At 37.4% G+C, this 15,179-nt stretch carries 16 protein-coding genes, 1 tRNA gene, 2 rRNA genes, 1 other RNA gene and 1 other annotated feature; of the genes, 4 read left to right on the top strand and 16 right to left on the bottom strand.

What is annotated here, in order from left to right; genetic code table 11:
- From AAIE21_RS28440 to tadA, 8 genes are all read right to left on the bottom strand, one after another.
- Positions 1-68 (bottom strand): 16S ribosomal RNA (locus AAIE21_RS28440); the annotation flags it as partial.
- Positions 69-301: 233 nt separating this feature from the next.
- A complete protein-coding gene (locus tag AAIE21_RS28445; RefSeq protein ID WP_343269765.1) occupies positions 302-571 on the bottom strand; it encodes a pro-sigmaK processing inhibitor BofA family protein in 270 nt (89 codons plus the stop codon).
- Positions 572-827: 256 nt separating this feature from the next.
- On the bottom strand, positions 828-1,049 hold the full coding sequence (locus AAIE21_RS28450) for a YaaL family protein (protein ID WP_343269766.1): 222 nt from the start codon (positions 1,047-1,049) through the stop codon (positions 828-830).
- A 14-nt stretch (positions 1,050-1,063) separates the two neighbouring features.
- Positions 1,064-1,660: a recombination protein RecR gene (gene recR, locus AAIE21_RS28455; protein WP_017150461.1), complete on the bottom strand. Its 597-nt coding sequence runs from the start codon at positions 1,658-1,660 to the stop codon at positions 1,064-1,066.
- 17 nt (positions 1,661-1,677) lie between these two features.
- Positions 1,678-2,007, bottom strand: a complete 330-nt coding sequence (locus AAIE21_RS28460; protein WP_343269767.1) for a YbaB/EbfC family nucleoid-associated protein — start codon at positions 2,005-2,007, stop codon at positions 1,678-1,680.
- Between the two features lie 22 nt (positions 2,008-2,029).
- Positions 2,030-3,718 (bottom strand): DNA polymerase III subunit gamma/tau, encoded by a 1,689-nt coding sequence (gene dnaX, locus AAIE21_RS28465; RefSeq protein WP_343269768.1) that lies wholly within the window; start codon positions 3,716-3,718, stop codon positions 2,030-2,032.
- 133 nt (positions 3,719-3,851) lie between these two features.
- Positions 3,852-4,116, bottom strand: an RNA gene (ffs, locus tag AAIE21_RS28470) — signal recognition particle sRNA large type.
- A 78-nt stretch (positions 4,117-4,194) separates the two neighbouring features.
- Positions 4,195-4,692 carry a tRNA adenosine(34) deaminase TadA gene (tadA, locus tag AAIE21_RS28475; protein WP_343269769.1) on the bottom strand — a complete coding sequence of 166 codons (498 nt, stop codon included), beginning with the start codon at positions 4,690-4,692 and terminating at the stop codon, positions 4,195-4,197.
- 308 nt (positions 4,693-5,000) lie between these two features.
- On the opposite strand from tadA, the gene AAIE21_RS28480 reads away from it, so the two are divergent.
- From AAIE21_RS28480 to AAIE21_RS28490, 3 genes are all read left to right on the top strand, one after another.
- Positions 5,001-5,540, top strand: coding sequence for a cysteine hydrolase family protein (locus AAIE21_RS28480; RefSeq protein WP_343269770.1), 540 nt, complete (start codon positions 5,001-5,003; stop codon positions 5,538-5,540).
- Positions 5,541-5,661: 121 nt separating this feature from the next.
- Positions 5,662-6,297, top strand: coding sequence for a deoxynucleoside kinase (locus AAIE21_RS28485; protein WP_343269771.1), 636 nt, complete (start codon positions 5,662-5,664; stop codon positions 6,295-6,297).
- 2 nt (positions 6,298-6,299) lie between these two features.
- On the top strand, positions 6,300-6,968 hold the full coding sequence (locus AAIE21_RS28490; protein ID WP_343269772.1) for a deoxynucleoside kinase: 669 nt from the start codon (positions 6,300-6,302) through the stop codon (positions 6,966-6,968).
- A 35-nt stretch (positions 6,969-7,003) separates the two neighbouring features.
- Here AAIE21_RS28490 and AAIE21_RS28495 read toward each other — a convergent pair whose 3' ends face one another.
- The 7 genes from AAIE21_RS28495 to guaB all read right to left on the bottom strand — a co-directional run bounded on the left by AAIE21_RS28495 (position 7,004) and on the right by guaB (position 13,940).
- Positions 7,004-7,399: a sigma factor-like helix-turn-helix DNA-binding protein gene (locus tag AAIE21_RS28495; RefSeq protein ID WP_343269773.1), complete on the bottom strand. Its 396-nt coding sequence runs from the start codon at positions 7,397-7,399 to the stop codon at positions 7,004-7,006.
- Between the two features lie 167 nt (positions 7,400-7,566).
- Positions 7,567-7,659: transfer RNA gene (locus tag AAIE21_RS28500), tRNA-Ser, on the bottom strand.
- Between the two features lie 137 nt (positions 7,660-7,796).
- Positions 7,797-9,071, bottom strand: a complete 1,275-nt coding sequence (serS, locus tag AAIE21_RS28505; protein ID WP_343269774.1) for a serine--tRNA ligase — start codon at positions 9,069-9,071, stop codon at positions 7,797-7,799.
- Between the two features lie 52 nt (positions 9,072-9,123).
- Positions 9,124-9,345, bottom strand: a binding site (T-box leader).
- A gap of 54 nt (positions 9,346-9,399) precedes the next feature.
- Entirely contained in the window at positions 9,400-9,990 is a 591-nt protein-coding gene (gene pdxT, locus AAIE21_RS28510; protein ID WP_343269775.1) for a pyridoxal 5'-phosphate synthase glutaminase subunit PdxT, read from the bottom strand.
- Between the two features lie 17 nt (positions 9,991-10,007).
- A complete protein-coding gene (gene pdxS, locus AAIE21_RS28515; RefSeq protein WP_017150471.1) occupies positions 10,008-10,895 on the bottom strand; it encodes a pyridoxal 5'-phosphate synthase lyase subunit PdxS in 888 nt (295 codons plus the stop codon).
- Positions 10,896-11,055: 160 nt separating this feature from the next.
- Positions 11,056-12,372: a serine hydrolase gene (locus tag AAIE21_RS28520; RefSeq protein ID WP_343269776.1), complete on the bottom strand. Its 1,317-nt coding sequence runs from the start codon at positions 12,370-12,372 to the stop codon at positions 11,056-11,058.
- Between the two features lie 104 nt (positions 12,373-12,476).
- Positions 12,477-13,940 carry an IMP dehydrogenase gene (gene guaB / locus AAIE21_RS28525; protein WP_343269777.1) on the bottom strand — a complete coding sequence of 488 codons (1,464 nt, stop codon included), beginning with the start codon at positions 13,938-13,940 and terminating at the stop codon, positions 12,477-12,479.
- Positions 13,941-14,055: 115 nt separating this feature from the next.
- Here guaB and AAIE21_RS28530 point away from each other — a divergent pair, with 115 nt between their 5' ends.
- Entirely contained in the window at positions 14,056-15,051 is a 996-nt protein-coding gene (locus AAIE21_RS28530) for a YaaC family protein (RefSeq protein ID WP_343269778.1), read from the top strand.
- 40 nt (positions 15,052-15,091) lie between these two features.
- Here the strand turns inward: AAIE21_RS28530 and rrf are convergent.
- Positions 15,092-15,179 (bottom strand): 5S ribosomal RNA (gene rrf / locus AAIE21_RS28535); the annotation flags it as partial.

Consider the following 15,179-nt stretch of genomic DNA (forward strand, 5'->3'; position numbering starts at 1 on the left):
CGCTCGACTTGCATGTATTAGGCACGCCGCCAGCGTTCATCCTGAGCCAGGATCAAACTCTCCAATAAAGTTAGTTTGTCTAGCATCATAAAAATAAAAATTGACGTTTCACGTTGTTTGTTTCGTTTAGTTTTCAAAGTTCAACATCGCGTTTCAGCGACTTTTATAATATAACATTTCTCAACCACTTCGTCAACCTCTTTTTTCTTTCGTTGTTGACGACGCTTATTAATTTACCACATTAACAATTAATAAGTCAATACTATTTTTCATTTTTTTAAAATAAATGCCAAAATGATTTTCATCCTGGCATTATATACAATTTAATGATAACCAAAGCGCAAATACCCGGTATCCCCAAAATACTAGAAATAGAAGCCGTACCAAGATTAATCGGAATATGGAAACCAAAATACGTTCCAATCACATTAACTGCAAACAATAATACTACACCTATTATTACTTTAACAAACATCTTCCCTATGAATTGCAATGGTTTCATTGAAGCACCAAAAACCAGCAAAACAAATACCAAAGTAAGCATTCCGCCAATAACTAATGTAGAATTCATGCTCCCCCTCCTTATATAGCTTATACACTCTATATGTATGGGACAAGGAAACAAAAAATACCGTTCGATTATATAAAGTGAAACTTTAATTAGTGTTTTTTCTTCACCCTCACCACTTGTTAGGCCTCACCCATTGGACCTTACTAAGCGGTCGAACCTCTACCTCACTTCTTTACCTTTACTAGCCTTTAGATGAGAGCACGTCGCCTACTAATAGTAGAATTAAAAAAGACCCTGGTTACAAAACCAGGATCCTTTACCATTGCTCCATTTTTACTGGACGTCTTTTTGCTTCTTTTAATAAGAAAAAGTATTTTGCTTCTGCTAATTTCAAAGAACACAGCACACCCTGAGATGGTTCAACACTTTGTTCTACCATCCTTTTTTGACGCAGCCACTCATTCTTCACTTCTTCTAATACGGCAATTAACTTATCATCATATTCTTTTCGCAACTTTCCCTTTTTTTGAAAAAACATTTTGATTTCCCCTCTTATACTTCTCTACGGCCTTCTAAAGCCTTCGATAATGTTACTTCATCCGCATATTCTAAATCTCCACCAACGGGAAGACCATGCGCAATACGAGTCACTTTAATACCTGTCGGTTTTAAGAGGCGGGAAATATACATCGCTGTAGCTTCCCCTTCAATATTTGGGTTCGTTGCTAAAATGACTTCTTGTACCGTTTCATCTTGTAATCTTTTTAATAACTGCGGAATATTAATGTCCTCTGGGCCAATTCCTTCCATTGGTGAAATTGCACCTCGAAGCACATGATAGACACCTTGATATTCTTTCATTTTTTCCATCGCGATTACATCTTTCGCTTCTTGTACAACACAAACAACTGATTGGTCGCGATGCGAATCATCGCAAATATAACAAGGGTCACGATCTGTAATATGTCCACAAACAGAACAATATGTTAAATTTCTCTTCGCATTTACAAGCGATTTAGCAAAATCTAATACGTCATCTTCTTTCATATCTAGCACGAAGAACGCTAATCGAACGGCCGTTTTTGGACCGATCCCTGGCAATTTCATAAAGCTATCGATCAGCTTTGAGATTGGTTCTGGATAATGCATATGTCAATATCCTCCTACTAGAACATTCCACCTGGTAAGTTTAAGCCTTTTGTGAATTGTCCCATTGTAGAGTTTGAAAGTTCCTCAGCTTGCTTAAGCGCATCATTTGTTGCAGCTAACACAAGATCTTGTAACATTTCAATATCTTCTGGATCTACAACTTCTTCTTTAATTTTCACTTCAAGAATTTGCTTATGACCATTTACAACAACAGTAACCATTCCGCCACCGGCTGTACCTTCAACTGTTTTGTCACCAAGTTCCTCTTGTGCTTTCGCCATTTGCTTTTGCATTTTTTGCATTTGTTTCATCATGTTATTCATATTTCCCATTCCGCCACGCATCATAATAAACTCCTCCTAATTGTTGTTATTCTTTTATTTCAATAAGTTGTTGCCCTACTAATTTTACCGCCTCTTCTACAAGCGGATCTGCTTTTTGTTCTGCAGCTTCTTCTGAATTTCCACCTTCACGTTGTAAAAATTCTTCGCGTATTCTCCCCCACTCACTCTTCGGAATTGCAATCATATTCAACTTTTTGCTGAGCAATTCGAAAAGAACTTGTTCTACGGTATCCATCGCGTCACGGTTTTCACTTGCCATTTTACAATGTATCTCATATTGGAAAGCTAAAACATAAGAATCTGCAGAAGCTGCAACTGGTTCACTATTCTCTAATAATACAGCAAATGCTACTTTATTATAGGATTTAAGTCTTCCTAACAACTCACCCCATACGCCTTTTAGTTGCTCTAAATCCTGGCGTTTCGCTTGCTTTAACACTTCATGAACGCGTCCAACAGGAATTTTCATACCTCCTGTTCGCACCGGTTTTGGTGCTGTACGCGTCTCTCTCACTTCCTGCCCCACACCAGCTGGTACACCATTTTTCTTCACATGTTCTAATTCTTTTTCTATTTGTTGCATTCTGTTCATAATTGCTTGCAAACGGTCTGTTCCATTCGCCTGCATCATAAATTGCTGGCAAAGTTGCACCATAACAACTTCTAGGAAAATTCGTGGATGATTTGTCCACTTCATCTCCTGTTGCCCCTTACTGAGCGTATGAATAATTTCATAAATCATCTCAGGTTGCATCGCTTCACTTAGCATACGGAACTGGTCATCTACAATTACTCGTTCTAGCATATGTTCTAATTGTGGCGAAGTTTGATATAAGAGCATATCACGATAATAATAAATGAAATCTTCCATAAAACGAACTGGGTCTTTCCCCTTGCTCATCATATCATCAATAATACGCAATGCTCTTGATACATCATTCTCCCGTATACATTCTACAAGATCACCTAAATATTGTTGAGAAACAGAACCTGTTACTGCTAAGACATCCTCGGTCGTAACTATTTCATCACTATAAGAAATAGCTTGATCAATCAGACTGAGCGCATCACGCATACCACCTTCCGCGGCACGAGCAACAATTTGCAACGCTTCATCTTCTACCTTTGTACCTTCATTTGTAACAACTGTTGCTAATCTCTCTACAATATCATGTACTGATATTTTTCGAAATTCAAAGCGTTGACAGCGTGAAATGATTGTAGGTGGGATTTTATGAGGCTCTGTTGTTGCCAAAATAAAGATAACATGTTGTGGCGGCTCTTCTAATGTCTTTAAAAGTGCATTAAAAGCTCCCATCGAAAGCATGTGGACCTCATCAATAATGTATACTTTATATCCCACTGCACTTGGGGCATACTTTACTTTATCTCTTATATCTCGAATTTCATCTACACCGTTATTTGAAGCCGCATCAATCTCTAATACATCCGAAATAGACCCTTGTGTAATGCCTAAACACGCAGGACATTCGTTACAAGGTTCAGCTACTGGGGCATGCTCACAGTTAATTGCCTTTGCAAATACTTTTGCAATTGTCGTTTTACCTGTTCCTCTCGGGCCAGAAAACAAATAAGCATGCGAAGCTTTCTCTTGAAGAAGGGCATTTTGCAACGTTTTTGTTACGTGCTTTTGACCGACTACATCTTCAAACTTTTGCGGTCTCCATGTTCGGTATAACGCTTGGTATGACACGAAAATACGGCCTCCCTCAAAGGTTATTATCTTGTATATTATAACCCATTCTGTTTATAGATTCCAAAAGTTATTTTCTATACAAAAAACCCACCTTTTTATATAAGGTGAGTTTTGTATACATATATAACTGCCGTGCACCTTCTGTCGATTACGTACCATAAGCGTTACTTAAGCAGTTAGCTCGGTTCAGGCACTCCTGCGGCACACGAGAAAACCCGCTTATTGCTGCTTCCTTCCGGACCTGACAAGGTTCACGGGGTCCCGTTGCGCAGGACCCAAACGTCAACACCACTTACTTAAGGCAGGCCTTACAGCAACATAACCTCGAGAAGGGATTCGGCCTCGCTAGAGCGGATTGCGAGTACAGGGCACCGCTACCTCCCCGCTTAGCACGGCAAAGTTAAAACCAATATTCGGTTGCCTTAACGAAGGCATTATCAGTATAACTTGTTTCTTCATAAAATGCAAACCTGTTAACGAGCAATATTCTCATCCATTTTTTTCTTTTGCTCTTTTCTCTTTTTACGCAGTTCCTTAAAAAAGTTTGTTAACAAGGTGCCACATTCCTCTTCCATCAGACCACTTACCACTTCACATTGATGATTAAAGCGCTCGTCTGTTAAAAGGTTCATTAAAGTACCTGCACATCCACCTTTCGGATCACTTGCACCATACACAACACGTTTTACACGTGATAAAACAATTCCACCTGCGCACATTGGGCATGGCTCCAATGTAACATACAACGTTGCATTTTCTAAACGCCACGTACCTAACTTTTTACAAGCTTCATCTATGGCTAATAACTCTGCGTGAGCAATCGATCGTTGCTCTGTCTCCCTTAAATTATGAGCAACGCTGATCACTTCTCCATCCAGTACAATAACAGCTCCAATTGGAACTTCTTGGATTTCCCGGGCTTTCTTCGCTTCTTCTATTGCAAGCTGCATAAAATAAATATCTTGTTCCATAATACCGTCCTCTCATTACAAATAAAGTATTATAACCCTTCACTATCATATCAACCCATTTTGGATATATAATCCCCTGCTACGCAGAACAAAAGTGATCTCCGCCCATTTTATCCTTTTGTGTTCACTTGGCTCGGAGCAGGAAAAGACTCTGAACACTTCTATGCATGGCCAGATCCTCTTTCCCGCTCAAAAGAAAGGTTTTATGTCGGTTTTTCAATTTATATTCAATTACACCTCACCTTATAGATGCAGGATAACTTCCACACATTCAATCCAACCTAAAGAAAAAGGAAGGGTGATTACATATGAAAAATACTGCATTGCTCATTATTGACATGATTAATGATTTCCAATTCTCACACGGGCCAATTCTTGCGAAAAAATGTCAAATGATTATAGAGCCCATTTTACACTTAAAACGAACACTGAAAACGAATGGTTATCCTGTTATTTATATTAACGATCATTATCAACTATGGAGAGCTGATATCGATCAACTTATTACTCATTGTACAAATGATTATAGCAAAAACATTATACAAGCAATTGCACCTAGCGCAGATGATTATGTGTTTATTAAACCACACTATTCGGCATTTTATGAAACCCCTTTAAATTCTTTATTAGGACATTTAAAAGTTGAAAAACTTATCATAACAGGGATTGCAGGAAACATATGCATCCTCTTTACAGCTAATGACGCTCATATGAGAAACTATACTCTATATGTACCACAAGATTGCACTGCTTCTAATTCTGACCAAGATAATAAACACGCTTTAAAAATAATGGAAACAACATTGAAGGCAAATATTACACCCTCTCTTCAATTAAAGTTTGAATAGCATGCGTCGATTTTCCAACTTTTTATGACAAATTAGTCCGCTCGCTTCCCTCTTATGCTACAATTATTCTGTTTTGTGCTTTTTATTTACAGGAAATTATGAATTGAAAGGAGGAAACAGCGTGACCGGAGTACCATTTATTACGGTTGAAGGACCAATCGGTGTTGGAAAAACTTCACTAGCGAAGGAAATTTCAACTCACTTGCAACTCCACTTATTAAAAGAGATTGTTGATGAAAATCCTTTCTTGGGGAAATTTTATGAAAACATTGAAGAATGGAGTTTTCAAACAGAAATGTTCTTTCTTTGTAATCGCTATAAGCAATTGGAAGACATTAATATAAAATACTTGAATCAGCGTAAGCCAGTGGTAGCAGATTATCATATATTTAAAAATTTAATTTTTGCATCTCGCTCGTTAAAAGATGCTCAATATGACAAGTACATGCAAATTTATCGTATTCTTACGCAAGATATGCCTGTACCAAATGTCATTGTATATTTAACAGCAAGTCTAGAAACATTACAAAAGCGAATCGCGATGCGCGGACGTGAATTTGAGAAAAACATGGATCCAAATTACTTACTACAACTCACCAAGGATTACGAAACGGCAATGGATACTTTCAAAAAGGACCATCCTGATATTCCAGTGTTAAAATTCAATGGAGATAACATGGATTTCGTGAAAAATAGTGACGACTTGAATGTGATTTTATCCACTCTCCAAAATACACTCTTAAAGGGGACGAAATAGCAATGAATTTAAGGCAAAAGTATGATATTCCAAACGATGCAGTAATCACAATTGCTGGTACAGTTGGCGTTGGTAAATCAACTATGACAACTGCACTTGCCAACACTTTAGGTTACCGTACATCATTTGAAAAAGTGGATTCAAATCCATATTTAGATAAGTTCTATGCTGATTTCACGCGCTGGAGCTTTCACTTACAAGTTTATTTTTTAGCAGAAAGATTTAAAGAACAGAAAAGAATTTTTGAATATGGCGGTGGCTTTGTACAGGATCGCTCCATCTATGAAGATACTGGTATTTTCGCAAAGATGCATCATGAAAAAGGAACAATGACGGAAACGGACTATGAAACATACAAAGGGTTGTTCGATGCAATGGTTATGACACCTTATTTTCCTCACCCAGACTTATTAATCTATTTAGAAGGTTCTTTTGATGATATTGTCAGTCGTATTCAAGAACGCGGTCGCCCGATGGAACAACAAACACCAATTGAGTATTGGCAAGAAATGCACGGACGTTATGAAAATTGGATTAATAACTTTAATTCATGCCCTGTCCTACGTTTAAATATTAATGAATATGATATTTTAAAAGATGAAAACTCGATTGAACCAATCATCAAGAAAATTGGACATTTTTTAAAACAAACACGTAAACTTGTAAAATAAAAAACCCGTGCATATGCACGGGTTTTCCTACTAGCTCAATTTTTCTTTTTCGTTGGAGCAATAATTTCGCTTTCTGACTTCCCAGCATTAATACGCTGACGAACTGTACTTGTACTAATATCATATACTTCAGCAATTTCTTTAACAGTCATTTCTTTCCCATTAATAATCGCTGTTAATACTTTACCAGTACGTTTTGGAGCTGTTTCTTTTTTCACAGCCTCTTTCTCAGCTTTTTTAGATACTTCTACTTTTTTTGCTTCTTTTTTAACATTACAAGTACAACCACAAAGTTTGCGGAATGTATCATCGCTTATAATACGTGATACGTTTGCACCACTATTTAAAATTCTATTGTTCTTACAGACTGGACATTGTACGTAGTATAGAGTTTTTCCATCTAAAGGAAATGTTTGTATAATAAGATCCATGTTGACTCCTTTCATATCTATGAAGATAATCATCGGAATATGAGTGTTTTATAAGGCAGTGTGCTACCTTACATCATACTTTCTGATTGGTTTTAAAATAAAAACTCGTTACGTGTTGGTAACGAGTTCTCCAATCTCCACTTATATGCGCTGTTGTCAATTATATCTGGAGGAGGTAGAGGGATTCGAACCCCCGCGCGACTCTCGCCGCCTGTCGGTTTTCAAGACCGATCCCTTCAGCCAGACTTGGGTATACCTCCATATTGACATCAAATATAATATCAAAAGAAAAACAGTTAGTCAAGTACACTATAATAAATTATAGGAAAAGGAAAAATCCCCCTCCTTTTCCTACAGTTATTTTACTGACAACACTCATACCGATGAAAGTTTTAATTTATTTAATAACTGTTTTTCCTCCCATATAAGGGCGTAGAACTTCTGGAATTATAATTGTACCATCTTCTTGTTGGTAATTTTCTAGAATAGCTGCAATTGTACGTCCAATTGCAAGTCCAGATCCATTTATTGTATGAACATGTTCTGGTTTTGCATTTGGCTCACGACGGAAACGAATATTTGCACGTCTTGCTTGGAATGCTTCGAAGTTACTACAAGAAGAAATCTCACGATACGTGCCATAGCTTGGAATCCATACTTCAATATCGTATTTCTTCGCTGCTGTAAACCCTAAATCTCCTGTACACATGCTCATAACACGATACGGTAGACCTAATAATTGTAACACGCGCTCTGCATCATTTGTTAACTTTTCTAATTCTTCATAAGAATCTTCTGGTTTTACAAACTTCACAAGCTCTACTTTATTAAATTGATGCTGACGAATTAAACCACGTGTATCCCGACCAGCTGAACCTGCTTCAGAACGGAAGCACGCACTAAATGCTGCATAACGGATTGGCAATTGGTCTGCATTTAAAATCTCATCACGATGCATATTTGTTACAGGTACTTCAGCTGTAGGAATCAAGAAGTAATCTTCACTTTCAATACGGAATGCATCTTCTTCAAACTTTGGAAGCTGTCCCGTCCCTGTCATACTTGCACGGTTTACCATATATGGAGGTAACACTTCTTCATATCCATGTTCTTCTGTATGAAGATCAAGCATAAAGCTAATTAAAGCACGTTCTAACTTTGCACCTGTACCTTTAGAAAATACAAAACGGCTTCCCGTTACTTTAGCAGCACGCTCAAAATCTAAAATCCCTAAATCAGTTGCAAGATCCCAGTGAGGTTTTGGTTCAAAATTAAATTCTTTTACCTCTCCCCAAGTACGTGCCACTACGTTATCATCTTCTGTGTCACCAATTGGTGCAGATTCGTGAGGGATATTTGGAATAGAAAGCATTAATCGTTCTAGATCCGCTTCAACTGAGCGAAGTTCATCATCAAAATTCTTTACTCTTTCCCCTACCTCACGCATTTCTAAAATTAAAGCTTCTGCATCTTTCTTTTCGCGTTTTAATACAGAAATCTGCTGAGACACTTCATTACGCTTGCTTTTTAACTCTTCCGTTTGGACAAGCAATTCTCTTCTTCTTGTATCCAGTTCTTCGAAACGGCCGAAATCAGTTAAGTCTTCGCCTCTATGCTGCAATTTTGCTTTTACTTCTTCAAAATTCGCACGTAAAAATTTAATATCAAGCATTATATACTCCTCCTTTTATTTTATAAAACACAAAAAACTCCCGTCCCTGTAAAAAAGGGACGGGAGTTAACCCGCGTTGCCACCCTAGTTGAAAGCAATATAGCTTTCCTCTCAAGTAGAAATAACGACTCTTCACCGGAAATGCTTACTAATCATAAAGATATTCCACATTTCATTCTAGGATGGATTCACAAACTGTTTCTATCGGTTTCCACCAGCCACCGACTCTCTATAAGAAACACCACTTGTTACTACTTCCTATCAACACGTTTATTTTATAAAATTGTTACCATCAATTTACTATAATCTTACACAAGTTGCAAGTTACTTATACAACTTTTTTCATTTTTGCCTCTTTCACCATTTGCACAAAATATGCTGTAACACGATGATCATCCGTTAACTCCGGATGGAAAGAAGCTGCTAAAAACGGTCCTTGTCTTACTGCTACCATTCGATCGTTGTGCATGGAAAGAACTTCCACGTTATCTCCTACACTGACAACGTATGGCGCACGAATAAATACACCAATGAAGTCTTCCCCTACGCCTTTTATCGAAAGAGCGGCTTCAAAGCTATCCTTTTGGCGTCCAAATGCATTACGTTCAACTGTAATATCCATAGCACCAATATGAGATTCTTCATAACCAATAAGGTTGTTTGCGAGTAAAATCATACCTGCACATGTACCAAACATTGGCTTACCAGATTTCGCAAATTCGCGAAGTGGTTCCATAAAATCGTACTTATCGATAAGACGGCGCATTGTTGTACTTTCACCGCCTGGTAAAATAAGACCATCAATTTCTTCAAGTTGTTCTATACGTTTTACAATGACAGCTTCTGCACCACTTGCTTCAACTGACTTTACATGCTCACGAACAGCTCCTTGAAGACCTAATACACCGACTTTAACCATTTCAAAATCTCCTTTAATTACCAACCACGCTCTTGCATGCGTTGTTCTGGTAATAATGTTGAAATTTCGACACCTTTCATTGCAGTACCTAATCCTTTAGAAAGGCTTGCAATTAACTCGTAATCTTCGTAGTGTGTCGTTGCTTCAACAATTGCACGTGCAAATTTTTCTGGGTTTTCTGATTTGAAGATACCAGATCCTACGAACACACCATCTGCACCAAGTTGCATCATTAATGCAGCATCTGCTGGCGTTGCTACACCACCCGCTGCAAAGTTTACAACTGGCAGACGACCAAGACGTTTGATTTCAAGTAATACTTCATAAGGAGCACCCGTATTTTTTGCATATGTCATTAATTCGTCTTCGCGTAGGCTCGCAACTTGACGGATTTCTGCGTTTACTTGACGCATATGACGTACTGCTTCTACAATGTTTCCTGTTCCAGGCTCTCCCTTTGTACGAAGCATAGATGCACCTTCTGCAATACGACGCGCTGCTTCTCCAATATCACGGCATCCACATACAAATGGAACAGTGTAATCACGTTTATTTAAATGGTATACTTCATCAGCTGGAGTTAATACTTCACTCTCATCAATGTAGTCTACTCCTAATGATTCTAGTACACGTGCTTCCACAAGGTGACCAATACGGCATTTTGCCATAACTGGAATTGATACAGCACCCATAACCTCTTCAACGATTGTTGGATCTGCCATACGTGCAACGCCACCTGCTGCACGAATATCTGCAGGAACACGTTCTAGTGCCATAACAGCAACTGCGCCTGCTTCTTCTGCAATTTTTGCTTGCTCAGCGTTAACTACATCCATAATAACGCCGCCTTTTTGCATTTCTGCCATTCCACGTTTTACACGTTCTGTCCCTGTTACATTTGTCATGTACAAAAACCCCCCTAGGTGAATTGCTTTTCCCCATTAACGGCGAAAATTGAGAATACTCTTACATTCTACCACTAACTATTAGAGGCTTGTCCACTACTTTTTCATAAAGTCGGTATGAAAAATAGGAATAAAAAAAAGCTCCTACAATGAGGAGCTCTTAAAACCAACCTTTTACTGTATCAACAGCACTGTTCCAAATACCGCTAAAGAAAGAACCTACACCACGCATAGAGCGTACAAACCAGTTTGCCTTTTCTACTTCTGATTTTGTAACGAGATCTACTTGTAATGATTTACCTGATAAAAATCCAGGGTCATTATTATCTTTAGGTGATATAACCATTTGTCCTAATGCTGTGTCTTTTTTAATTGGTGCTTCTGCTTCTTTACCTGTATCTTTAAATGCTGTTTTATATACATCTTTACTTCCTTTTGGTATTGGAAGTGTAACAGCCTGTTTTGTTTGTACTGCAACATCTTTATCTTTTGCGTTTTCCACTCGTACAGTTTCATGCCCTTTTACTGCCGAACCCTTTGGATACACTTTTTTTACATCAAAATTTGTAAATCCGTAATCAAAAAGTTTCTTTGTTTCATCAAAGCGTGCCGTATGAGAACTTGTGTTAATAACTACAGAAATTAAACGCATGCCATTTCTTTCCGCAGTACCTGTAAAACAATGGCCAGCTTCTGGAGTAGATCCTGTTTTCAAACCATCTACCCCTTCATATTCCTTAATTAATCCTTTTAACATCCAGTTCCAGTTAGGCATTTCAATTTTCTCTTTGTTTTCGCGAAATATTTTTTTTGAAATTTTCGCTGTATCTAATACCTTCGGAAAATCTTGAATAAGATGTTGTGCTAAAATAGCAACATCTCTTGCAGACATTTTATTTTCTTCATCCGGTGTTGTACCTTCAGGATGTTGTCCTTTTAAATCTTTGTTTGTTAAGCCTGTAGAGTTTACAAATTTATAATTTTTCAATCCAAACTCTTTTGCCTGAGCATTCATCATTTTTACAAAATCTGCTTCTTTACCTGCAACTGCTTCAGCTAAAGCAATTGTTGCACCATTCGCAGAATAAATTGCCATTGCCTCGTACAACTCTTTTACCGTATAAGAGCCTCCATTTTCTAATGGAACATTTGATAATGAGCGGTCTTGTGAAATCTTATATGCATATTCAGAAACTTTTACTTTTTGATCCCACTTAAGTTTCCCTGTATCCACCGCTTTATGAACTAAGTATTCACTCATCATTTTTGTCATACTAGCAATTGCTAATAATTCATCTGCATTTTTTTGATATAAAATTTTCCCAGAATCTGCTTCTACTAAAATTGCCGCTCCTGCTTCCACATTTAAAGCAGCACCTGTTTCTGCCGATGCACTGCCATATGTAACGAACATGCTGCAAAATAGTGTAAGCACTGTTACCATTGCAACAAATCGCTTGCAAAACATACCTTTCACTTTTGTTACCCCCAATATCTTTGTACTCACATAACCGTTATTCTAACATAATCAAAAAAAAATAGACAGAGATATCAAATCTCCATCTATTTACATATAAGGCATTATAAAGAGTAATTTGGAGCCTCTTTTGTAATTTGTACGTGATGTGGATGACTTTCACGTAAACCAGCACCTGACATACGAATAAATTGTGCATTCTCACGTAAGAATTCTAAGTCGTTAGCTCCACAATATCCCATACCAGCACGTAATCCACCAACTAATTGATGAACTGTATCAGCTAAAGGTCCTTTATATGGTACACGTCCCTCGATGCCTTCTGGAACAAGTTTTTTGTTTCCTTCTTGGAAGTAACGATCTTTACTTCCTTTTTCCATCGCTCCGACTGAACCCATACCGCGGTATACTTTAAACTGACGTCCTTGGTAAATTTCAGTTTCTCCTGGGCTTTCTGCTACGCCTGCAAACATACTACCAAGCATTACAACGTGTGCTCCTGCTGCTAAGGCTTTTACCATATCGCCTGAGTATTTAATACCACCATCAGCAATAACTGGGATACCATGTTTACGAGCTTCTGTTGCACAATCATATACTGCTGTTAATTGCGGTACACCAACGCCAGCTACAACACGTGTTGTACAAATAGAACCTGGTCCAATACCAACTTTGATAACATTTGCACCTGCTTCAATTAATGCGCGTGTCGCTTCTGCTGTGGCAACGTTACCTGCAATGATGTTTAATGCTGGATATTTTGCACGAACTTCTTTTACTTTTTCAATAACACCTTGAGAATGTCCATGAGCTGTATCAAGTACAATTACGTCTACGTTTGCTTTTACTAATGCATCAATGCGTATCATAGCGTCTGCAGTTACCCCAACAGCTGCTCCAACTAATAAACGACCTTGCTTATCTTTTGCAGAGTTTGGGAACTCAATTACTTTCTCAATATCTTTAATTGTGATGAGCCCTTGTAATACACCGTCATTATCAACAAGAGGGAGCTTTTCAATTTTATATTTCTGTAGGATTTTTTCAGCTTCTTCTAGCGTTGTACCAACTGAAGCTGTAATTAATTGTTCCTTTGTCATTACATCGGAAATTTTAATAGAGTAGTCTTGAATAAAACGCATATCACGGTTTGTAATAATACCAACTAATTTTTTCTCATCTAAATTATTTACAATTGGTACACCTGAGATACGATATTTTCCCATAAGATGTTCTGCATCATATACTTGATGTTCCGGAGTTAAAAAGAAAGGATCTGAGATAACGCCACTTTCAGAGCGTTTTACTTTATCAACATGCTCAGCTTGTTGCTCAATAGACATATTCTTATGAATAATCCCTAAACCGCCTTGACGCGCCATTGCAATAGCCATATCAGCTTCTGTTACTGTATCCATCCCTGCGCTAATTAAAGGAATGTTTAACTGCAAACTTTCAGATAGAACCGTTTTAACACTTACTTCTCTTGGCAATACATCTGACTTCGCTGGTACAAGTAATACATCATCGAATGTCAAACCTTCTTTAACAAATTTAGATTCCCACATAATTGTTCCCCCCATGATACCAGAAATTATTATTAGTAGCTTAACAATTGGTTAAAATACTGTCAAGAAAGTACATATATGTTAGAATTTTTAGATAATAAGAGGAGCGTAATATATGCATCATACATCTTATACTTGGCAGCAATTAAGTTTCTTTTTTTCATCCCAACATGTACAGCGTTATCTTGCCCGCTGTTATGAAAAATTACCTATTGAAAATGCCGAAAAAAAAAGCTTCGAAAATTGTTATCCTTTTATTTATTACTTAGAGCATGGAAAAAGTTATTATGAATTATGTAAAACTGCACCTTTTTCTATTCAACCTATGTTGTTATTTTATGGAATGAGTCAACTTTTAAAAGCATGTTTATTAACTGTTGATCCAAACTATCCAGAAACAACAACAGTTTTGGCACATGGAGTAACAACGCGTAAACGAAAAAAACAAGGATATCAGTTTTTAGAGGATGAGGTTAAAGTACAGAAGAATGGATTATTCACCCATGTTGCAGAACGGATGTTTCACATAAAACACTTAGAGGCTGAAAAATTTATTATGATAGAACTAATGGGGAAAATTCCTGAATTAAAAACCTTATTTCAGCATAGTCAAAAAGAGAAAATGTTATATAAAGTTAATACGGTAGACGAACAGCATATTTCATTTTCTTCTGGCATACTCGATCGCTTACACATGACGCAAGAACGTTTCTCTCGTTACATAGAAACCTCTTGTAAACATCTCTTTATACAATACGTACCGAGTAAAGATGTTGAATCTAACCTGTTATTTTCAGCTTCCACTAAAACATGGAACCCTTTATACAGCACACCTTTTTCTTATGATTACAATACTAGCACTTACTATTTGCCAATAACTAAAGATGTGAGAAATTGTAAATTATTCTTACCAGAACCACTCATTCATTATTTATTACTATACAATTTAAGTATGATTTCTCGCTATGAGACTGACTGGTGGTACGACTTATTAGGAAGCTACGCCTCTGAAGATTACCCATTTATTTATCAATTTTTAGGGGTTTCTGCAAGGAAAATTCCTTACTATGTTTTATTATTTTTACTAGGTCAACAATCCCCTATTTCTTAGGAAATAAAAAAGCACGAGTCAATTGACTCGTGCTTTAATTGCTTGGCGACGTCCTACTCTCACAGGGACAAGGTCCCAACTACCATCGGCGCTAGAGAGCTTAACTTCCGTGTTCGGTATGGGAACGG

The organism is Paenibacillus sp. 102 (assembly GCF_039549175.1).
Taxonomy (GTDB): Bacteria; Bacillota; Bacilli; order Bacillales; family Bacillaceae_G; genus Bacillus_A.